Here is a 21,676-nt window from a genome sequence, read left to right as displayed (position 1 = left end):
ATTAAGCCTTAAACTGGCCTAGCGCTTTCAGCATCTCTTCCATAGCAAGCTGTAGGTCAGCAGAGCAGGCATTCAGACGGTTAATCTCTTCCATCTGGTCGGAAGCTGCAACCGACACTTCCTGTGAGCCGCCGCTCGTCCTGCGGGCGATGACAATAATTTCAGTAGCAGAAGCGGTAACTTCCTGCACACCTGCTGACATTTGTTCTGCGGTTGCTGCCATGCTTTCGATCCGTTCTGCAATGTGAGTGCTTCTTTCTACGATCTGTTCGAAGCTGTCATGTGTCTCGTTCATCATCCGCAGCCCGCTGTCCACATGCGCTACCACATGTCCAATCGCTTCCGCCGAGCGCTGTACATCTCCATCAATGTTTTGGATGAGCTGCGCCACTTGACGGGAGGCTATTCCCGATTGATCTGCTAGCTTCCGCACCTCGGATGCTACAACCTCGAATCCTCGTCCCTGCTCACCTGCGCGAGCAGCTTCAATAGAAGCATTCAGCGCCAGCAGTCCCGTCTGTTCAGATATTCCCTGAATAACCTGCATGATTCCGGTAATTTCACCTGATTGACGGTGCAGCGCTTGAATCAGAGCATCCGTATGCTGAATGGACGAATGCAGCTCTCCCATCTGTTCCACCGTGAGGCGCGCGGTTTCCGCGCCTGCCTCCGCCTGCTGCTTGGAGTAGATAGCAGCTTCGGCAATCTCTGAGGCGTTTTCCGCGACATTCTGAATGCCCTGAGCCATCTCTTCCATCGCCGTCTGATTTTCCAATACGCTTCGGGTCTGCGCTTCGGCTCCGTCTGCAACCTGCCGTATGGTGTCTGCAATTCTATTTGCCTCTCTCGTCGATGCTTCAGCAATGACGGCAAGCCGTCCCGTTGAATCGGCTACCGCTCCACAAGCATGCATGCCCTCGGAAATCAAAATGCCCAAATTTCCCCGCATTTCATTATAGTTGGTACTCAGCCGCCCGAGCTCATCTTTGCTTTGATCATGCAGAACAGAAGTGAAATCCCCCTGACCTGCCTTGGCGAGCGCCTGGCCTACACGGCCCAGCCTGCGGTTTACCCTGCTCATGTACCAGAGAATCACGGCTAGCGACACTGCAATAGCAATCACAATCACAATCATAAATTGGCGGATAAACCCGCTAATGATCCCGTCAATGATCGATTGCGATGCACCTACATACAGAATGCCAATCACAGCACCGTCTGCACTACGAATGGGTGTGTACGCAGCTTGATACGTTTTACCAACTACTACCGCTTGACCATAATAGGGTTGACCCTGCTTTAAGACAACGGTAGCCACCTTCTCGGATACTTTCGTGCCTACAGCGCGTTTGCCCTCCAGCATGACATTCGTCGCTACCCGTTGCTCCCCTTGAAAGAAAGTCACCGTATCGCCTGTTGCCCCGCCAATTTCATCGACGATTTCTTCATTATTGTTAATCCGTTGGCTTCCCTTATATAATTGCCCGTCCTTGATCTGCCATGCCCCGCTATATTTGTAGTCCAGCAGGCGGGTTGCCATATTCAAGTCATTTTTAGCCTTTTCGGTAGCAAAAGCCTCAATTCCCTCCTGCATTCGGCTAGTAACAACATAAGCAATTACGACAGACAACACAACCAAAATACCGATCACCATACCACTAATTTTAGTGCCTATCCCTATTGTCCGCATGTATTGGATACGTCCTCTCTAATCTGACGCCATGCCGCCACAACTCTATACAACTTAAGCTCAATCTGTTCCATCATGGATACTTATTTTATCGTACAAATTACCTAAAATTTTAATTATTTATCGATTTGAAAATTAATTCAGTTCTTATCAGGTGTATTGGTGTTGCCTTCCTTGACAATTCCTCTTAATAATGATTTACTAATTTTACTATTCGTAATTATTACGATTAAGTAAAACAAAGAAAGCACCTCTGCTTTCCTATCTCGCATGATAACCACTACAGCACATTCGACATTTCATGATACTTTCGAAGGGAAGAGTGATTACGTTGGCAAACGCTATGGAATTGGAAAAGAAAATACCGGTCACGGTACTAAGCGGGTACCTCGGCTCCGGCAAAACCACCCTGCTGAACCATGTGCTGAACAACCGGGAAGGCTTGCGGGTAGCAGTCATCGTCAATGATATGAGTGAGGTAAATATTGATGCTGATCTCGTTCGTGAAGGTGGAGGATTATCTCGTGTGGATGAGAAGCTGGTGGAAATGTCCAACGGTTGTATCTGCTGCACCTTGCGGGAAGATTTATTAAAAGAGGTAGAACGACTGGCACTCGACAAAAGGTTTGACTATATTCTTATCGAGTCCACGGGTATAGGTGAGCCCATTCCGGTAGCACAGACCTTCAGTTATGTAGACGAGGAAAATGGAATTGATTTGACCAAGCTGACCCGACTGGATACTATGGTCACCGTCGTGAATGCACCGGAATTTTGGAAGGACTTCTACTCCAGAGACTTCCTCAAGGATCGCGGACAGGAAGCCTCAGAGGAGGATGCACGCGGCATCGTTGATCTGCTCATAGAGCAGGTGGAATTTTGTGATGTGCTGATCATTAACAAATGCGATCTGGTATCCCCTGAGGAGCTAGAACGACTGGAAAAAGCGTTACGCGGCATTCAACCAAACGCCAAAATCATCCGTTCCGAGTACGGTAAAGTGGACCCAAAAGAGATTTTGAACACGCATCGCTTTGATTTTGAAACAGCTAGTCAGGCGGCAGGCTGGATACAGGAAATGAACAAAGAAGAGCATGTACCGGAGACAGAAGAATATGGCATTGCTTCGTTTGTGTACAAGCGCAAAATCCCATTTCATCCCGAACGTTTGTTGAAATGGCTGGCTCAATGGCCTGCTGAGGTTGTACGCTCCAAGGGATTGGTGTGGCTCGCCACGCAGAACCGCACTGCTTTTACATTCAGCCAGGCGGGTAGCTCCAAACAATTCGCACGCGCAGGACTGTGGGTATCTGCTTTGACTGAAGAAGAACGCCAATACTATCTCGGTGAAGATTTTGAAAAAACACCTGACTGGGACGAAGAGTATGGTGATCGGGTTACCAAACTCGTATTTATTGGCATCGACATGAACCGGGAAGAAATCGAGCGCACCCTGGATGAGACACTGCTGACCCCTGAAGAAATGGAGCAGGATTGGCGCAAGCTTCCTGACCCGTTTACGAAAAAAGTATAATGAGATTATAAAATAAAAAGCGCCTTAAGTGAGGAATCCCCCCCTCTTAGGCGCTCTTATATTATTTATGCTTAACCCATTGTGCGCTATCCACCGGCCAAAAAATCACATCCGCACGGCCAACAATATCTTTAATAGAGACAAAGCCAATAGCACGACTATCCCTACTATTATTGCGGTGGTCACCCATCACAAAAATATACCCCTCAGGTACCTTGGAATCGGTTATGGTTCCATTTGGAAAATCAACATTGTTATATAGTTCTCCCTTGGCGTGCGCATCCTGAATAGCTCCCTGAATGTATAACTCCTCTACTTTCTTACCGTTCACATAAAGATTGTCGCCTTGATACTGAATCGTATCTCCAGCCACTCCAATAACACGCTTAATAAAGTCTTTTTGTTCCTTTCTCACATGGAATACAACAACCTCACTCGGCTTGGGATCACGAAAATCGTAAATCACCTTGTTCACGACCACTCGTTCATCTGTCTTGAAATTCGGTTCCATGGACGCTCCCTCAACAATAAATGGCGCAAATAATAGCCAACGTATAATGAACACGAGCACAATGGCTACAATAATGGCCTTAAGCCAATCGATCATCTCATTTTTCACTCGTGGCTGCTTTTCCTGCAATTGCTCGACAGTTGAATCCGTCAAATGATTTCCACTCTCCATGCGCTACACTCACCCTTTCCCACAGTTTTCATTCCTATTATATGTATAATGTTTAAGTATAATCAAATTTTCCCAGTCTGGCAAAACTACAACTTTAGTTGAAACAAAAGTGTGAACTTTTTTTCACAATATCATAAAAACAGTAAAAAACTGTTGATGCAAACGTTAACATATATTACACTGTGCATATACTTCTTAGAGCGTTTTGGACTAATGGTAGATCAATCTGTTCCCCCAGGAGGTGTCCTGTTTTTAGTGGAAAGACAGCATGAGTCACTTTTATAGATGCTATCTTCTTTTAAAATATGAGCTCAAATAAGGAGGAAATTACATGTTTAAACGAAATGATCGTCCAAAAACCGGCTTTAACGCTCTAAGACTCGGTGTTTCTTTTGTTTTTGCTTCTTCTTTCTTTATTGGAACCGCTTACGCAGATACGTTATCCAACGACATCCCTTCTTCCGCACTTACAGAAGAGGCAGTTAGTACAACCGACTCAACCACCGTCTCCACAACGTTAGCGGCAGGAGATTTGTATGTGGCGCCAAATGGTAACGTGTCCAATCCGGGTACAATATCCAGTCCTACCACGCTCGAAGCAGCACTTACACAAATTGCTCCTGGTAAAACCATTTACCTGCGCGGTGGTAACTACACCTACTCCTCAACGATTACAATTCAGCGTGAAAATAGCGGCAATAACGGCTCACTCAAAGGGTTGGTCGCGTACGGTAGTGAAAAGCCGGTACTTGATTTCTCTGCTCAAGCCTTTGGTTCAGCCAATCGTGGACTTCAGCTTAACGGAGACTTTTGGCTGGTAAAGGGCCTTGAAGTAAAGGGGGCCGGAGATAATGGTATCTATATCGGCGGCAGCAATAACCGAATCGAAAACGTGGAAACCCACCACAACCGGGATACTGGACTTCAGCTTGGACGTTACTCCCCTAACGCTTCCAATAGTGAGTGGCCATCGAACAATTTGATTTTGAATTCTTACTCTCACGATAACGCTGATCCCGATAATGGTGAGGATGCCGATGGCTTCGCTGCCAAATTGACTGTGGGATCAGGCAATGTGTTTGATAACTGCTTGGCTGCGTACAACGTAGACGATGGCTGGGATTTGTATAGCAAAACCGAAACGGGTCCTATCGGCGAAGTAACCATTTTGAACAGTGTGGCCCACCACAACGGGCAGACCGCAGATGGAACGTCTACCGCGAACAGCGACGGCAACGGCTTTAAGCTGGGTGGAGACAAAATCAAAGTCAACCATATTGTGAAAAACAGTATTGCTTTCCAGAACAAAAAACACGGCTTCACCTACAATAGCAACCCCGGCAGCATTACGTTGACCAATAATACTTCGTGGGACAATGGACAAAGTAATTTTGCTTTTGACAAGGGTGATCACGTGTTCATTAACAATCTTTCCTTTGAGGGAAGCGCCAGTGACAAAACAAGCGGTACAGATCAAGACAACTCTAGCGTTTGGTGGAAAAACAAAAAATCGACAAATGCCAAAGGTCTGGTAGTCAGTGCAGACGACTTTGTTAGTCTCACGCCTTCTATCACTCGAAGTGCAGACGGTTCCATCCAGCTAGGTGATTTCCTTAAGCTGGCCAAAGGAAGCGATCTGATCGGCTCGGGTACTCCGAGCGGAAAAAATATAGGGGCACGTTAAAAGCCCCGCCTAATCAGGACGCCCTGGCCCATCTACCAACTCAGACAATTTTGCATAATATAGCGACCGGTGATTGTCCTCATAACCAGACAAAATATGAGGTGAACAGATCATGGAACGAAGAATCACACTGAAACATACACTCGCCTATGGAAGCGGTAACATGCTAGGAAGTGGCGCACTTGCTATTAGTGGTGCATGGTTAATGTACTTTTATACAACCTTTTGCGGACTGTCTCCCGTTCAGGCCGCGGCCATTTTCTCTGTTGCCAGCATCATAGATGCAGTCAGCAATCCGATCATGGGCTTTATCAGCGATAACTTTCACCGGACCCGCTTGGGCCGTAAATTCGGCAGACGACGCTTTTTCATCATGATGGGTATCCCGCTGATGCTCGTGTATCCGATGCTTTGGGTAGATGGGTTGGGCTTCTGGTATTACCTGAGCACGTACGTGCTGTTTGAACTAGTGTATACCTCTGTCATGGTGCCGTATGAAGCACTAGCGTCAGAGATGACCCGAGACTTCGGCGCACGCTCCAGATTGACTGGATGGAAGGCCATGTTTGGCAAAATTGCCAATTTCGCTGCCGCTTTTATCCCTGGTCGCTTTATTGCCGAGTATGGCAAAGACTCTCCATTGCCTTTCTTTTATACCGGTCTCGTTTTTGCAGCTATTCTGCTGATTGCGATGGCATTCTTGTACAAAAACTCCTGGGAACGTCCAAGTGAGGAACTGCAAAAGGAACTGGAAGGTGAAGCTCCGCTATCCTTTATAGATTCGATGAAAAAGTTGTTTGTCGACATTTCCTCTACCTTCCGAGTCAAAACGTTCCGTCATCATCTCGGGATGTACCTGGGCGGCTTTTCAGCTGAGTGGCTGTTTACTTCTGCTTTTACGTACTTTATTGTCTTCTCCTTGTTCCAAAGCTCGGAGATGGTATCCAATTTGAACAGCTTTAACTCTGTCATTCAATTGATTTCTACCTATTTCTTCATCCAATTCTGCGTGCGTAAAGGGTTCCGTATGCCTTTCATCGCCGCACTCGTTGTCGTTTGCTTTAGCGTAGCAGGTTATGGCCTGCTCTATATAACGGGAGCCTCGAATACGATGGTATGGCTATATGTCATCACCCTGTTCATGGGGCTTGGTACTGGGGGCGTCTACTACATTCCTTGGAATCAATACACGTTCCTTGCCGATGTGGATGAAGCGTTGACCGGCCGTCGCCGGGAAGGTATTTATGCAGGTATGATGACTTTTGCCGGAAAAATGGTGCGGGCCGTTGTCGTCTTCATTCTCGGCTGGGTGTTACAGCATTTTGGTTTTGTATCCGGGGCTGATAGTCAGCCCGTCGCTGCTCAGCACGCCATCTTTTATGTACTCGTGGTTGGTACTATCGTTCTCGCGATCATCGGTATGATTGCTTCTGTCGTGATGAAGCTGGATATTGACAGCCACAAGAAGCTAATCGCCGAAATTGACCGCCTCAAAAACGGTGGCTCCATGAAATCAGCTAAACCGGAAGCCCGGAAGGTATTCGAGGAACTGACAGGTTTCCATTACGATCGGTGCTGGGGTAACAATAATGTGGGCTTCAAGAACAAACCCGTTGACCCTAAGACACACACTCCATCTATGTAACAACAATAACAATTACAGATTAAACATTTACTAAAGAGGTGACTGTATCATGGCAAATCCAACATCACAACCAACCACCAGTCCTACAAAAACAGATTCTTGGGCTGTACGTATGAGCGATTCCGTTCTACAACGGAGCCCGGAATTTTACGAAAAATGGGAATATGACCATGGCGTGATTTACAGAGGTCTGGAATGGGTTGGCGAACTGACAGGCGATCCCAAGTACATGGAATTTATAAAAAAACATATGGATCATTTTGTTGACGAAAATGGCGTAATTCAGCGCTATAAAGTAAATGAGTACAATATTGACCACGTGAATAACGGCAAGCTGCTCTTCTCTCTGTATCGTGCCACAGGAGATGAACGATACAAAAAGGCAGCCTACCAATTACGCAGTCAGTTGGAAAAACACCCACGCACAAGCGAGGGCGCATTCTGGCATAAGCAAATTTATCCGTATCAAATTTGGCTCGACGGCTTGTACATGGGTGCCCCGTTCTATGCTGAATTCATCCGCGAATTCGGAGATCCGTCAGAGTTTGACGATGTGACCCTGCAATTCAAGCTCTGCTACGAACATACGCGTGATCCTGAAACAGGTCTGCTCTACCATGCTTGGGATGAGAAGGGTGAGCAGCATTGGTGCAACCCGGAAACAGGCTGTTCCAAAAATTTCTGGGGACGCTCGATGGGTTGGTTCGTTATGGCACTCGTTGACGTGCTGGACTATATTCCAGAGGATCATGCAGACCGTCCTGTCCTGATCGATATGCTGACGGAAACACTGGAAGCCCTGCTGAAAGTGCGTGATAAAGAAAGTGGAGTCTTTTATCAAGTGCTCAACCTGGGCCATGTGAAAGGCAACTATCTGGAAGCCTCTGCTTCCTGCATGATTCTTTATGCTATTGCCAAGGGCGTTCGCAAAGGCTATCTGCCAGAGCAATATCGTCAAGAGGCAGAAATCATCCGTAAGGGAATTATCGATGAATTTATCACGATTACTGAAGAAGGACTCGTAAATCTGAACAAAACGGTGCAAGTAAGCGGTTTGGGTGGTAAAGATCGTCGGGATGGTACCTTCACTTACTATATCAGCGAGCCGATTATAACCAACGATCCCAAAGGTATCGGAGCTTTCATTCAGGCGATGGGTGAAGCAGAACGCATCTAAAATACGCGAACGATATACCTTAATAGCAAAAAGGACGGTGGCCATCAGCCCCGTCCTTTCCTCATTTATGCCTATCTTACTTACTTCATAACTTTAAATTCATATCCCTGTTTCTTCAGATATTCTATGATTTGCGGCAATGCTTTGGCTGTTTCTTCTTTACCATAGGTGTCATGCATGAGTATAATTGCTTTTTCTCGACCTTTGACTGACCTTATAAACTGGTTGATTAGTGCCGGTGCTTTCTTGGATCTTCCCTCTGCATCCTTCGTTAATACATTCCAGTCCACCTGATGGTAATCCTTTTGACGCAAAACCTTATCCAGAGCAGCCATTCCCTGTGGATCTCTTCTGTTCCATGTCATGTGCCCCCCAGGGAAGCGGATCATTCTGGTGGAGAATTCCGGCCCCAGAATACTTTTTAGAACCTGATTGTTCTTCTCGATCTCCTGCATAACATGGTCTGTGCTTACCCGCCTGTTAGGATATAAATACTTATAATTATGAGAGTACGTGTGGTTTCCTATCGCATGACCCTCTTTAACAATTCTTTTGATAATGTTCCTGGTATGTTCATTTTCATCGGCTTCTTTTCCTACGATAAAAAAGGTTGCCTTGACCTTCTGCTTTTTCAGAATATCCAATATCTGAGGTGTGACCGTCACGGATGGTCCGTCATCAAAGGATAAGTAGGCCACTTTTTTACCATCAGCTCCATCGGGCATTTGTCCTAACATTTGCTGATTTAAATATTTTTCAACAAAGGCACCGTCTTCTACATCGGGATCGTTTTTTGGAGAGGCCGCTTTACCCTTTGCCCCTGCGCTGGATTTAACGTTTGATGATCCGGAATCCGTTTTTTTAGCAAGCTCCTGGGTCGGCGCGTGTGGCTTGCTATCCGAAACCTTTATCGCAATGAAAGTAATGCAGCCTGCCACAAATAATATAATAGCAATCAGTATCAGCCTTCTTCTGTTCCTCTTCAAGCGGTGCTCACTCGTTCTACTATGTGAATAGCCCTTTTCCATTAGCTTATGTACCTCCATACTAAAATAAGAAAAACCACCGGATCAGGGTTGGTGTACACACCTTAGAATAGACATTGGAAAAACCCTTAGGTTTAGCCGATGAAAATTTAGGGATGCGCTTCAACCAGAGGACAACCTACTCCCGGTGGCTTTCTTGTCTTGCATTTACATAATTATGAGTATCATTGCAGTTTATTACGATTGCTTCGTGAGGGCCTGAGCCAACAAGGACGCATAAGCTTTAGCACCTTTAGGTTTTAAATGTACTCCGTCATGCTCGAAATAGGAGTTTTTACCAGAGCTGGCTCCATACCAGTCAATCATTGTAATTCGCGGGTCCTGGGACGCTGCTTCGGCAAGATGCTTGTTCACAATACTCTCCCACGGCCGAGGCACACGGGTATTCACAAGTATAATACGCTTCGCATCCTTCAGGCTAGCCAACAGATCGGATAACTGGTCCTTGGTGAAAGCGCCGTTCGTGCCCAGCTCAATAATAACCGTCTTACCGAGCTGTCCGTTCTGTCTTAGCTGCTCCAGTACGGCAGGCGCCTCCGCCATCTGACGGCCGATCCGCCCATCTACAACAGCTCCCGGGAAGGATTCCTGAATGTACGACTGTACATCCAACATGACAGAGTCTCCAATGGCGGTAACACTCGAGCCATCACGTGTCATAGGCGTAGCTTCTTTGGGTTTGTCCGAAGGTTCCGTCGGTTTCGTAACATCGTCCGTAGTACCAGCCTGGACCGCCGTATTCTTAGGCGTCTGGGTTTGAGACGGGACTGGGGTCTGCGCCTTGCTGCCCTCGGACCCTTGCAGCTTGATGGCTTGGGGCTCCTTGGAAGCCACGGATACCGTTCCGTGAAGCGGCGGCATCGCCTTTGCCTTTGCGACTGGATTCTCATCGCTTGATGCCGCCTGAATCGTTGCATCAGGAGAAGCCACGTACAGGTGGACGGTACCCACGAGAATACCTACAAACAGCACAGCCGCTGTAGTTGTAGGCATCCATCTCCACCGTGCCTGTCTACGAACCGCAGAACGGATTCCTGTGATCCAGTGGCGGAATCCTCCATGGCGGATCGGCTCCTCGATATATTTAAACGAGAGAGACGCCAGCAATACGGTAGCTAGCAATTGTAAAATGATGCGCAGCACATGCACGCCATCGGTATCTACCTGAGGCGTCGTTAGCGTGATAACCGGAACATGCCACAGATACAGTCCGTAGGAACGGGCTCCAATCCAACGTAGCGGCTTGATTCCAAGGAGACGACCAAGGTGGCTTACCGGATGAGCCAACGCTGCGACCACAATAGCAGTGACCAAGGCTATGCCCAGCAGGCCGCCCCGGTACAGAGATGGGTCGTATTCATTCGAGGCCCACGCCCAGTGACAAAGCAACAGCAGGCTTATTGCACCGATGCTATCCAAGAGCATACGCGCCTTAGCAGAAGCTTGCTCTTTCAGTTTGCCGCTTGGCCATACCAAGGCCAGCGCCGCACCAATTAGTAAAGCAAATCCACGCGTATCCGTGCCGTAATACACCCGGCTCGGGTCGCTTCCCGGTACGTAAATCACGGCCATCAGGAGCGCAGATATTAATGCCAGACAAGTTACCCAGCCTGCGAGCACAATACGCTTGGGCATGAATTTTAGCCCGAGCCCCAGCAGTAAGGGCCACAGGATATAAAACTGCTCCTCCACCGCCAGCGACCACAGATGCCCAAGCGGAGAAGGTGGGCCGAAACTTTCAAAATACGAAACCTGATGGAAAATAAACCACCAATTGCTCATATACACTAATGCAGCAGGTACATCTCCGCGCAAGGCCGTTAGCCGTGACGGATCGAAAAGCAACGAGCACAGGACAATGACAGCCACAACCGTCAACATGGCAGGCAGCAACCTTCTGGCACGACGCAACCAGAAATCTTTCATTTTAAAACTATGATATGTATCCCACTGACTAACCAAAATATCTGTAATCAGATACCCCGACAAAGTAAAAAACACACCTACACCCAACAAACCACCCGGCAACCAATCCGGATTCAGATGATACACAATGACTGCGATGACCGCCAGCGCTCTTAAACCATCCAAACCTTGCATATAACGACGTTGTGACGACAACCGATTAGACTTCATTTCAGCCGCCGTCCTTCTTGCAAATTCAAGCTCCCTGTCTGTTTCAATGCTCTTCTGCCCTTTCCCTCTCCTGCACATCGTCTGCGATGCCCTGTAGCCTTTTCATTCATTATATAAAACTTCATAATCGTAATGATTTCAATGAAGTTAAAATTAATGACAATGTTTTTATTATATCATTCCTTTCCACAGTTAGGTAACCACTGATAGATATACAAAAAAAGGCATCTCTTCCCTCAGGAAGAAAATGCCTTTTTATTAGTATTCTATTCTCTTAAAATTTGATGATACCTGAGGTATGAAGGAAGACCAACAACATCAGGATCGGTGCAACATACCGAAGGCCGAATAACCATACGTTGAACCAGAAGGGTTTGATGTTCGCATGCTCAGCCGCAGTCTTCCAGTAATAACCTGTGAATATAACAATCAACAAACCGCCTAACGGTAAGAAGATGTTGGATGCGGTAAAGTCTACGAAATCAAAGAATGATTTATCCCCTACTTTTAGTTCAGGCACCAGCCCCATGGACAATGCAGAAGGGACGCCCAGCATCAAGCACAGGACCGATACGACGATAACGGAGCGAACCCGGCTCCAACGCATACGCTCCATGACATAGGCTACTGGAACTTCCAGCAAGGATACCATAGAACCTAATGCAGCAACCGCCAGCAGTACGAAGAACAAACCGCCGAAGAATGCACCAAAAGGCATTGCCGAGAAAGCAGCCGGTAAAGCAATGAAAACCAGCGATGGTCCTTGAGCCGGATTAATTCCGAAGGAGAAGGTTGTAGGGAAAATAATCATACCTGCGATAAACGCATAGATTAAATCTCCGCCACCAACGGCCAGCATAGCTCCACCCAGCGATTGACGGCGATCTACGTACGCACCGTACGTGATCATAATTCCCATCCCCAGTGAGAGTGAGAAGAAGGCATGTCCCAAAGCAACCAATGCAGACTCTATACTTAGCTTAGAGAAGTCGGGATTCAGAAAGAAGGATACGCCCGCACCAGAGCCTGGCAGCATAAGAGCGTTAATCATCAACACGAGCAACAGGATGACCTTGGCAGGAATCAAAATTTTATTGAACTTTTCAATCCCGTTCGATACCCCAAGAGTTACCACAACTGCTGTAAATGCAAAAACAACTAACAGCCAAACCAACGGCGCATAGCCGGAGGAAAAAGAAGCGAACTGTCCAGCAAAATCATTATTCGAAAACAGATTTCCGCTAAATGCCTCAACGGCATAATGCAGTGTCCAGCCCCCTACAATGGCATAGAACGACAAGATAACAAACGGCACGATAACAAACATGATGCTCATCTTGCCCCAAATCGGATGACCGCCTACTTTTACCATTGCAGAAGCAGCACTTCCTCGACCTGCACGACCAAGTGCAAGCTCCGCTAAAAGTACAGGCAAACCAACAAGCAACAGGCAGACAATAAACAATAAGAAAAATGCAGCTCCGCCATATTGTCCTGTAATATACGGAAATTTCCAAATGTTACCTAGTCCTGCCGCACTGCCGATCGCCGCCAATATAAATCCAGCAGACGAGAAGCGTTCATTTTTATCAGACAGGCTATTCTGCCCCTTGCTCAAACTCATTATATCCCCCTCATTCTCTCTACTTACGCATAAACTGAGCATGCGTACATAAATAATTTTTACTCATTATAGCGTAAGTAGGATGTAAGGTCATGCATAATTTTTCACTATTACCGGATTTATTTTCATAATGTTCGGTATCTACAAAATACAACAGAAAACTACATATTTTCTTCAACATCCTTCTTTATTATGGTCTCTCCCATGCGATTAGATACTTTTTGATAAATATACGAAATCGCCAACAGTACAACACCAAAAGAGAAGTAGGCTACAATCGTGCTTCCAGTCGTTAACAGATGTAGATCATACAACAGCAGCTTACCTGTCGACAGCAAGGTCAAGCCCAATCCAAATCTGCGAATGTAGACCACTCGCTTGAGGAAGCCGTATACAATATACAAAATGGCTAGTAGCAAATACACCAGACTGAACACAAGACCAGCATCCCCCAGACGGAACTGAACTCCGAGAAAGGCCGTTATGATGCCCAGCAAATATACACCCATAATGACCGGATACAACTCGTTACTTCTATAATGTCGGGTCATCAGTGCGTTCAGGAAATCCCTGCTGCTGAAGAATACCAGCACATTAAAGGCTGCGAGTACCACCAATGCCACATAATCAGCAGCCGTATTTTGCGCATAATTTTCATGCAAGGTCGGAACCGTTACAGTAACCACCAGTGCCAGCGCGTAGCCTATGACGTACAACGCCAAGCTGTAGTATTTAATCACCCGATCATACAGCAACCTCACCTTAGGCAGGAAATAAGCCAACACCAGCGATATGCAGGCATACAACAATACTTTGTACAAGGTGTAATGAGCAAACTCGTCGGATAAGACGATGTTATACCAATGCCCTGCTTCATACAAAAGGTAGAAATATACGTTCACCAAAGCTACATATTTAAATCCTTGCATGATATGCATTTCGTACAACCGATTGTTTTTGAAAGCATTCGGACGGCTAAATTCAATCGCATAGAAGACGGTAACGATCAACATTCCCAGTGTAATGAGCGTATATTTGAGTCCAAAATAATCCGTCTCAAATCCTGACAACAGATATATAGGGAAATCGACGAAAAAGAATGCGCCTAGACACAGTAATAAAATGCCCCAGCCCGCTCGTTCCAATTCCTTCAACCGGTAACGGTGTCCATATAATGTAAGAAGAACTGCTTCGATCAACCACCCCATAGATAACCATCTAACTCCAAACTGGAACGGAATCATGAGGATGGCAAAGGTCAAAGAAGTCGCATAAAATAATATTTTGGTTTGTTTCTCCTCTGGAATATATCGACGGACCCATTGTCCCAGACCTCCGTACACCAAGCAAAAGACCAGAGCCAGCAAGCCTTTATAATCATCCAGGCCTGCATCGCCGAATAGAGAATACAGAACGGAACAGCTCACGACTGTATTCAGAGCCAATAGGGAGAAATCCAGCCATGACAGTTTTGTTTTTAAACGGAAAGGCACCCACAGTGTCATCCCGAGGTACATCGCAAATGTAATGACTGCATACAGCATGCTCGCTACGGTGCTTTCCGATAACCACGCCAGCACAATCATCAAGGGCGTATTAAGCAGAAAGCTGATATATTGCACGACGCCCCACCGTTTGCGGAAGGATACAAGCAGAATCAGCAAGTTTAACAGGAACAAATAGCCCATGGCGATATACACGGCGTTCCCTTCCAGCCCGTTGGCTGCCATATAAGAAAAGAGCGGAAGATACCCCCCTACTAAACCGAAAGAGCATATCGTTCGGGATTCATACCTTAATGACAGTAGCACAGCGGTCACTGTAACGAGTACGGACAAGCCTATGCCTGTATACATTCCTATGATTTCTAACAAAAAGTAACTGTAAAAAATCGATCCGTACAGTACAGAAATACCGCCGCCCAAAATACCGAGCGCAAAGGTCTGCTTCTGCTTGCGGTACAGCCATTCGCCGCCTCCTAGCATCAGCGCTCCTAGCAGAAAGAAGGCCACGCCCTTCATATTTCCTGTGAACCAGTTCGAGTATGAGTATTTAAAAGCGGCTCCCACACCCAATATAATGAGCAAAATCCCCAGCTTGTTGATCCAGTTCAAGCCTAGCTTCATTTCAAACTGATTTTGCTTCATGCGCTTCTGCATCGTTTCCTCGCTGATCTCTTCTTCTCCGAGTTGCTTAAACTCGCTTGCCGTCTGATGAAGCAATTGGCGCTCGGCCTCCTGAAACCGCTCGCGTTGTTCCATGATCCGGTCACGAATCTCCTCTGAGAACAGTCGCAGTCTGGCGACGATCTCGTCCTGATCTTCCTTAAGCTCATGCGTAGTTTGCTGAATAAGTTGGTCCACCCGGTTTTTAGCCCCATATTCAAAGGATGTCAGCCGATTTCTCCCTTCTGCGGTTCTGGAAGCAAAATAGGTCTCCAGCTTTTCACGTGAAATGCGAATCATATTCGCCTTTTCACTCAGCATTTGCTCCGTCAGCGCAGTGCGCAGCTTTCCATTTTCCTGCTCAATATGTCGTACTCGCTCTTCCAAGTGAATGCAGCGAGCCTGATAATCCTCGAACTTTTTTCGCAGAACCTCATTCTCCAAAATGATATCTGAGGCTTCATAGTCCGCGATTAATGTTTGATACTCCTTGAGCAGCTTGTTCTGTTCTTGGCGGATCGTATGTAAACGATCTTTAAAATCCTCCATGTTCTCCTCCATTGCTGTCCATTTTGGTAATCATTACATTTTACATGAAATTAAAAAGTCATTATAGAGACTATAGCCCATTTTGGACGGTAAATTGGGGCTTTTACTTATATATTCTTCCAGTTTCATGATCGCAGATGAAGTAGAATGGATATACATATGAAAAAAAGCCTACCTTTCCCCTTCGCAAACATGAAATCCAAATTGAAAGGAGATATACATGTATTCAGTAAGCGGTACTATAGCTTTGATCTCAAGCATGTCTATGTTTTGGCTTTTATACTATTTAAGAGTCACCCATTCCTCAGGGTTTAATGATGCTTTTTACTTATTTCCACTTATCTTAATCTTTCTTTGTATTTATTTTTATTGGAAGGATCATGATGAAAAAAGTAAGTCATAAAAAGAAATAAAGTAGAGTGTGTAGTTCAGATTTATCTAAGCGTTCTAGATTTCCACAAAAAAAGAAAGAACCCTGTTAGGATTCTTCCTTACACAAAATTAATACTTTTTCATGAAAGTCGTCACAGGCTTTAGAGCTTTCTGCATGTCACTTAAAATTAGCTTTCTTATTTTTTGTAATGAGTGTAAATTTTAACGATTGTTATTCTTCCTTAACATAAGTACGTCATATGCAATAATTACTTTGGTTTTATCTGTAGCCTCTGGAACATTGTAAACCACTTCATTCTTTGACTGAAGTTTTTTCACAAATAATTCATCCTTCGTTTTGATTCTGTCAGGATGACTGAGAGGGGAAAAGAAGTGATGAATATTGATAATCTCCAAAAGTTGATGTGCGCAACCTTTTGGATTATAATAATCATGTTTATATTTTTTGGATATATTACATAAAATTATAAAGGATGATGACAATGAATAGGGCTGCGACAGGAACAATATTCTGTTTTATATCTGCTATATTGTATTCTTCTTATTATCTTTGTGCAGCAATTACAGGAGCCGGGCAGTTAAATCCTTTTTATGCTCCGTTTGGTTCTTTAAAAGTTTTTGCCGTAATGGCTTTGATTATTGGAGTAGCTTACTTAATTATAAGTGAATATGGATATTTGAAAAAAAAGAAGAAGGCCTAGGCCTTCTTCTTTTACATTATAACTTAATAATTTAAGTACTAGAGCCTTCTTTCTACTACTGTGACAACACCTTGTACTTTACCACCCGCAAGTTTAACAGGTGATTTAATGGTAACATTTTTGATACGCTCTAATACCGTGCCCACATAATTATAACCAACTAGATCCCCTCTAACTACTTTATAAATAGGGGTGAATTGTAGTTTCGCTTGATATCCAGGCTGAACAGTTAGAGAACTATTATAAAGATGGGTTTCAGTAGTCGACCAGCCACCTCCTAGAACTTGAGTTACTGCGTCATTCCATTTAGCGGAAATGGTCATATTCGCACTCCACGAAAAACTTTTTGACCAACCTACCATTTGCGTTAATGTGGTAGTTTTACTTGAATTTTTAATATAGTCAGTTATATCGGTTTTCTGATCTACTTGTAATTGTTGAGGATAATATGCGGATTGAATTAATTTACGCTTAAAAACAAAGTCAAGACCAGTATCAGCCATTGGACTAATCCTATTTCCGCTATCATAAACTTGAGCTGTGACTGTCTGTGGCTGTTCTTGAGAAAGGAGCCTTTGATACTCATTTAACGAGATTTCTTCCAAACCACTCTCTGTAGTTATGTAGGCTTTAACTACTTCAGGCTGTGAAGTAGCTGACTCACTAACAGCAACATTAGAATTAGTTACCTCAGCATTTGCAACAGATACAACCGGAACAGAAAATAGAGCTAATGATAGAGCAAACAATGCAATACTTTTCTTTTTCAAAGCAATCCCTCCAATAATATTATTTTATAGAACTTTTTTGCATAGAAGCTTACAAAAAAGGTGACTAACAACGCTAATAAATATATGAGTATGTAATGTTATGTAATCGAGTAAAAAGTAGAGTGAAGAAATTTGCATGAGAAACCACATAGCCAAAAATATTTAATTATTATTATAATTTTTAATCAAAGGAAATATTTACAATAATGATTGTATCACAAAACTTCTAATTACCTACCATAAAATTCAATAATCCCCTATAAATGAATCCCCTCTCCTAGATAGCTAACCTTCCAAAGCTTTTAACAAGATGGAATTGCCATTTCCTTTAGGTCAAAGGATAGATTTTAGATTCGTTAGGACGAATCGTTATTCCTAAAGAAATGCGGATGTCTATGGGGATAGATGTTGGCGATCCTATAGAATTTTATATGGATATCGAAACGGTTTTTTTGAGTATGCGAAAGTATATCGGGGTCGCTTGTAACCTATGTAATGCTGATGAAGATCTGACCTATTTTAGGGATTCACTTTTATGTAAGACCTGTATACAAGAGTTAAAAGAAAATATAGCCGTAAGCCGCACTCCTGCTCCAATGGCTAAGAAACCTGTGCACAAAGGAAAGAGAGTAAACCAATCATCACAAAAATTAATCCAACACCTAAGGGAACTTCTGCATGAGCATCCCCATGCCAAGCAGGGCGAATATGCACAATGGCTTGGCGTGTCACAAGTCCGTATATCGCAGCTTAAAAAGTTGTTGTAGCTTGATTAACCTGCCGAAAATCCGTATACTAACAAAAAAGCAAACGATATTATGCCTGTGAAGAGCATCCAACTCGGAGGCGTTTACGCCAAGGACCATACGTTAGCGTAGGATATGGCGATATGTACCTAAGTAAACCGGACCCGCCCGTTACAGCGGAGCAAAGTGGATTGGAGAGTCATGACATCTGTCATGCTGTCCGGTCAATTTGGGTGGCACCGCGAGATCAAAGCGCTCCTCGTCCCATGTGGATGAGGGCGCTTTTTGTATTTTTATCCGAAAAGGAGTGCGGTGTCATGTTGGATATCAAATGGATCAGAGAGCATCAAGAGCAAGTTCAGACAGCAGCAGACGGCAAAGGAATACAGGTATCGGTCGTGGAGCTGTTGACCCTGGATGATCAGAGAAAACAGCTACTTCAGGAAGTCGAACAGCTTCGACAGAAGCGTAATCAGTGTAGTCAGGATATTGGCGCGCTAATCCATGCCGGCAAGAGTGAACAGGCAGAAGGGGCAAAGCGGCAGGTCAAAGAAATTAACGAACGGCTAGATCTTCTGGAAGCCCCGCAACAGGAAGTAGAGGAACAGTTTCAACAGCTTTTGCTTCTGATGCCTAATATCGTATCGCCAGATACGCCACGGGGAAGATCGGATGACGATAATGTAGAACTGGAGCGGGTCGGGCCAGTTCCAAACTTCGGATTTGAACCAAAGGATCATATGGCGCTCGGTGAGCTTCATAAGCTAATCGACGTCCCTCGGGGTGTCAAAACAGCCGGTACCCGTAACTACTATCTGACGGGAGCAGGGGTTGCAGTGCATCGGGCTGTGCAGCAGCTTGCGGTGGATCTGCTGACTGCACGTGGTTTCCAGTTACTGGACGTTCCACTGATGGTACGTGCAGAGGCGATGCGCAGCACTGGTTTCTTCCCGCTCGGACTGGATCAGACGTACCGCATCACAGGAGAGGATCAGTGGCTTGTAGGCACTTCGGAAGTGCCGCTAGTCTCGTATTACAGCGGTGAGATCGTGGATGTTACCGACCCGATTCGGCTGGCTGCCGTGTCCGTATGCTTCCGCAATGAAGTCGGCTCAGCCGGAAGAGATGTGCACGGACTGTATCGTGTGCACCAGTTTGCCAAGGTTGAGCAGGTCGTCATCTGCGAAGCCAGCCTGGACGCTTCGGAGCAGATGTTTCAAGAAATTACGCGCAATGCGGAAGATTTGCTTCAACAGCTGGAGCTGCCTTATCGCAAGATGGCTGTCTGTACAGGCGACATGGCGCAAAAAACCTACAAGCAGGTGGACATCGAGACATGGATGCCCAGCCGCCAAGCTTACGGCGAGACACATTCGTCGTCCCAGCTGCTTGATTTCCAGGCACGCCGTTCCAACATCCGGTACCGCAATGCGGACGGCAAGCTGAAATATTGTTACACGCTCAACAACACAGCGGTCGCTTCACCCCGGATTCTGATTCCGTTGCTGGAGCATCACCAGCAAGAGGACGGTTCGATCCGTATTCCGGAGGCCTTACGCCCATATATGCCGCGAGGTATGGAATTTTTGCGTACTCCCTTGTTATGAAAACAGGAGCGCACTTTGAAAAGTAGTACCCAATGAGCAGGATTTTCGATTATAATCATCGCAAAAAAGACGAAGGATAAATATCCTTCGTCTTTTTTGATGTTTCATTGTGTCATTGTGCTTCTGCTTCCCATGCGCTGGCAGGACCAAAGAATTCATAGTGGATATCCGAAGTAGGGATATTCCACTCCTTCAACAGGCCGTATACCGATTGCATGAATCCCTCAGGGCCGCAAAAATAATATTGGGCGTTCCGATCCGGTATCACGGATTGTAACCAGGCCAGATCCAAACGGCCTTCCTTGTGAAAAGCCTGTGCCAGCCGATCCTGCTCCGTTGGTCTGCTGTAACACCAGCGAACTGCAGCCTGTGCATGTGTGGCGACCAGCTTTTCTACCTCATTACGCAAAGCATGGTTATCCCCATTGACTGCTGCGTGGACAAAAGTGATAGGCCGATGCGGAGCAGATTTCACCAAAGAAGCCAGCATACTAACCATCGGGGTTAGCCCGACCCCACCGCTGATCAGCACGACAGGTCTGCGATCTGTCCGATCCAGCGTAAAATCACCCGCCGGTGCAGATACTTGAAGCACATCGCCCTCTTGCACCTGCTCATGCAGATACACGGATACTTTACCTGCCGGGCGGGACTCTACAGCATCCTCACGCTTTACAGATATCCGGTAGTGAGATTGGCCTGGCGCATCTGAAAGACTGTATTGACGGATGTGGGTATTGTGTTCGCCCGGAATTTCCATCTTTAAGCTGATATATTGTCCAGGCTCGAATTCAGGCAACACCTGCCCATCCTGCGGCACCAAATAAAAGGACGTAATTTGGTCGCTTTCCTTAACCTTTTTCTGCACAACAAAGCTCTTAAAGTCTGACCAGCCTCCCTGCTGCTGTCCAGCCTCCTTGTACATTTCAGCTTCCATGTCTATAAATACGTTAGCGATCACACCGTAGGCTTCGGCCCATGCGGCAATGATCTCGTCTGTAGCAGCATCTCCCAGTACGTCCTTGATCGCAGCGAGCAGATATTTTCCGACGATAGGATAATGCTCGGGCTTAATTCCCAAACTGCGATGCTTATGTGCAATCTGGCGTACCACCGGAATAATTTCCTCCAGGCGGTCAATGTGCTGTGCAGCCGCATATACAGCATTGGCCAGCGCTCCCTGTTGACGTCCTTGCTTCTGATTCGCGTGATTGAATATATTGAGAAGCTCGGGATGGGCCTCAAACATCATCTGGTAAAAACGCTTGGTGATTGTAGTTCCGTGTACCTCCAAAACAGGTACAGTCGATTTGATCGTTGCAATGGTTTGCTCACTTAGCATCTTTGTATCCCTCTTCTCTCCAAAATAAGATAACAAAGGGTATTTCAACATATGTCCCATTTGTTAATCCTCAATTTAAAACCCAGTATACCCACATAAAGTAACCGTTTATGTGATTCCAGTCACTTTAAATTTGAAATAATGTGAACGTGTCAATGACAAAACGCACAATTACAAATACTTCC

The 21,676-nt window shown here is 45.6% G+C and carries 15 protein-coding genes; 7 read left to right on the top strand and 8 right to left on the bottom strand.

Features of this window, described 5'->3' with window-relative positions:
* Position 1 precedes the first annotated feature (1 nt).
* Positions 2-1,690 carry a methyl-accepting chemotaxis protein gene (locus tag WA407_RS01130; RefSeq protein WP_336076603.1) on the bottom strand — a complete coding sequence of 563 codons (1,689 nt, stop codon included), beginning with the start codon at positions 1,688-1,690 and terminating at the stop codon, positions 2-4.
* Between the two features lie 331 nt (positions 1,691-2,021).
* Between WA407_RS01130 and WA407_RS01125 the strand changes: the two genes are divergently transcribed.
* Entirely contained in the window at positions 2,022-3,224 is a 1,203-nt protein-coding gene (locus tag WA407_RS01125) for a GTP-binding protein (protein WP_336076602.1), read from the top strand.
* Between the two features lie 61 nt (positions 3,225-3,285).
* On the opposite strand, the gene lepB is transcribed toward WA407_RS01125, so the two are convergent.
* Positions 3,286-3,906, bottom strand: coding sequence for a signal peptidase I (gene lepB, locus WA407_RS01120; protein ID WP_336076601.1), 621 nt, complete (start codon positions 3,904-3,906; stop codon positions 3,286-3,288).
* Between the two features lie 331 nt (positions 3,907-4,237).
* Here lepB and WA407_RS01115 point away from each other — a divergent pair, with 331 nt between their 5' ends.
* The 3 genes from WA407_RS01115 to WA407_RS01105 all read left to right on the top strand — a co-directional run bounded on the left by WA407_RS01115 (position 4,238) and on the right by WA407_RS01105 (position 8,412).
* Entirely contained in the window at positions 4,238-5,590 is a 1,353-nt protein-coding gene (locus tag WA407_RS01115; RefSeq protein WP_336076600.1) for a right-handed parallel beta-helix repeat-containing protein, read from the top strand.
* Between the two features lie 112 nt (positions 5,591-5,702).
* Positions 5,703-7,235: an MFS transporter gene (locus WA407_RS01110; protein ID WP_013312587.1), complete on the top strand. Its 1,533-nt coding sequence runs from the start codon at positions 5,703-5,705 to the stop codon at positions 7,233-7,235.
* Positions 7,236-7,284: 49 nt separating this feature from the next.
* Positions 7,285-8,412 (top strand): glycoside hydrolase family 88/105 protein, encoded by a 1,128-nt coding sequence (locus tag WA407_RS01105; protein WP_336076599.1) that lies wholly within the window; start codon positions 7,285-7,287, stop codon positions 8,410-8,412.
* A gap of 80 nt (positions 8,413-8,492) precedes the next feature.
* Here WA407_RS01105 and WA407_RS01100 read toward each other — a convergent pair whose 3' ends face one another.
* The 4 genes from WA407_RS01100 to WA407_RS01085 all read right to left on the bottom strand — a co-directional run bounded on the left by WA407_RS01100 (position 8,493) and on the right by WA407_RS01085 (position 15,932).
* Positions 8,493-9,440, bottom strand: a complete 948-nt coding sequence (locus WA407_RS01100; protein WP_254328110.1) for a polysaccharide deacetylase family protein — start codon at positions 9,438-9,440, stop codon at positions 8,493-8,495.
* A 195-nt stretch (positions 9,441-9,635) separates the two neighbouring features.
* Positions 9,636-11,594, bottom strand: a complete 1,959-nt coding sequence (locus WA407_RS01095; protein ID WP_336076598.1) for an acyltransferase family protein — start codon at positions 11,592-11,594, stop codon at positions 9,636-9,638.
* Positions 11,595-11,868: 274 nt separating this feature from the next.
* Entirely contained in the window at positions 11,869-13,218 is a 1,350-nt protein-coding gene (locus WA407_RS01090; RefSeq protein WP_235306694.1) for a sodium-dependent transporter, read from the bottom strand.
* 161 nt (positions 13,219-13,379) lie between these two features.
* Positions 13,380-15,932 (bottom strand): DUF2339 domain-containing protein, encoded by a 2,553-nt coding sequence (locus WA407_RS01085; protein WP_336076597.1) that lies wholly within the window; start codon positions 15,930-15,932, stop codon positions 13,380-13,382.
* An 875-nt stretch (positions 15,933-16,807) separates the two neighbouring features.
* Here WA407_RS01085 and WA407_RS01080 point away from each other — a divergent pair.
* Positions 16,808-17,026, top strand: coding sequence for a hypothetical protein (locus WA407_RS01080; protein ID WP_053326394.1), 219 nt, complete (start codon positions 16,808-16,810; stop codon positions 17,024-17,026).
* Positions 17,027-17,064: 38 nt separating this feature from the next.
* On the opposite strand, the gene WA407_RS01075 is transcribed toward WA407_RS01080, so the two are convergent.
* Entirely contained in the window at positions 17,065-17,796 is a 732-nt protein-coding gene (locus WA407_RS01075) for a hypothetical protein (protein ID WP_336076596.1), read from the bottom strand.
* 383 nt (positions 17,797-18,179) lie between these two features.
* Between WA407_RS01075 and WA407_RS01070 the strand changes: the two genes are divergently transcribed.
* A complete protein-coding gene (locus WA407_RS01070) occupies positions 18,180-18,563 on the top strand; it encodes an AbrB/MazE/SpoVT family DNA-binding domain-containing protein (RefSeq protein WP_442952015.1) in 384 nt (127 codons plus the stop codon).
* A gap of 296 nt (positions 18,564-18,859) precedes the next feature.
* Positions 18,860-20,149 carry a serine--tRNA ligase gene (serS, locus tag WA407_RS01065; RefSeq protein WP_235306699.1) on the top strand — a complete coding sequence of 430 codons (1,290 nt, stop codon included), beginning with the start codon at positions 18,860-18,862 and terminating at the stop codon, positions 20,147-20,149.
* Between the two features lie 112 nt (positions 20,150-20,261).
* On the opposite strand, the gene hmpA is transcribed toward serS, so the two are convergent.
* Positions 20,262-21,491, bottom strand: a complete 1,230-nt coding sequence (gene hmpA / locus WA407_RS01060) for an NO-inducible flavohemoprotein (RefSeq protein WP_235306700.1) — start codon at positions 21,489-21,491, stop codon at positions 20,262-20,264.
* Between the last annotated feature and the right edge of the window lie 185 nt (positions 21,492-21,676).

The sequence above is a fragment of the Paenibacillus sp. 203 genome, assembly GCF_037027525.1.
Lineage (GTDB): Bacteria > Bacillota > Bacilli > Paenibacillales > Paenibacillaceae > Paenibacillus > Paenibacillus polymyxa_B.
The sequence above is the reverse complement of the archived record's forward strand: the minus strand, read 5'-3'. Positions and strand labels throughout refer to the sequence as shown.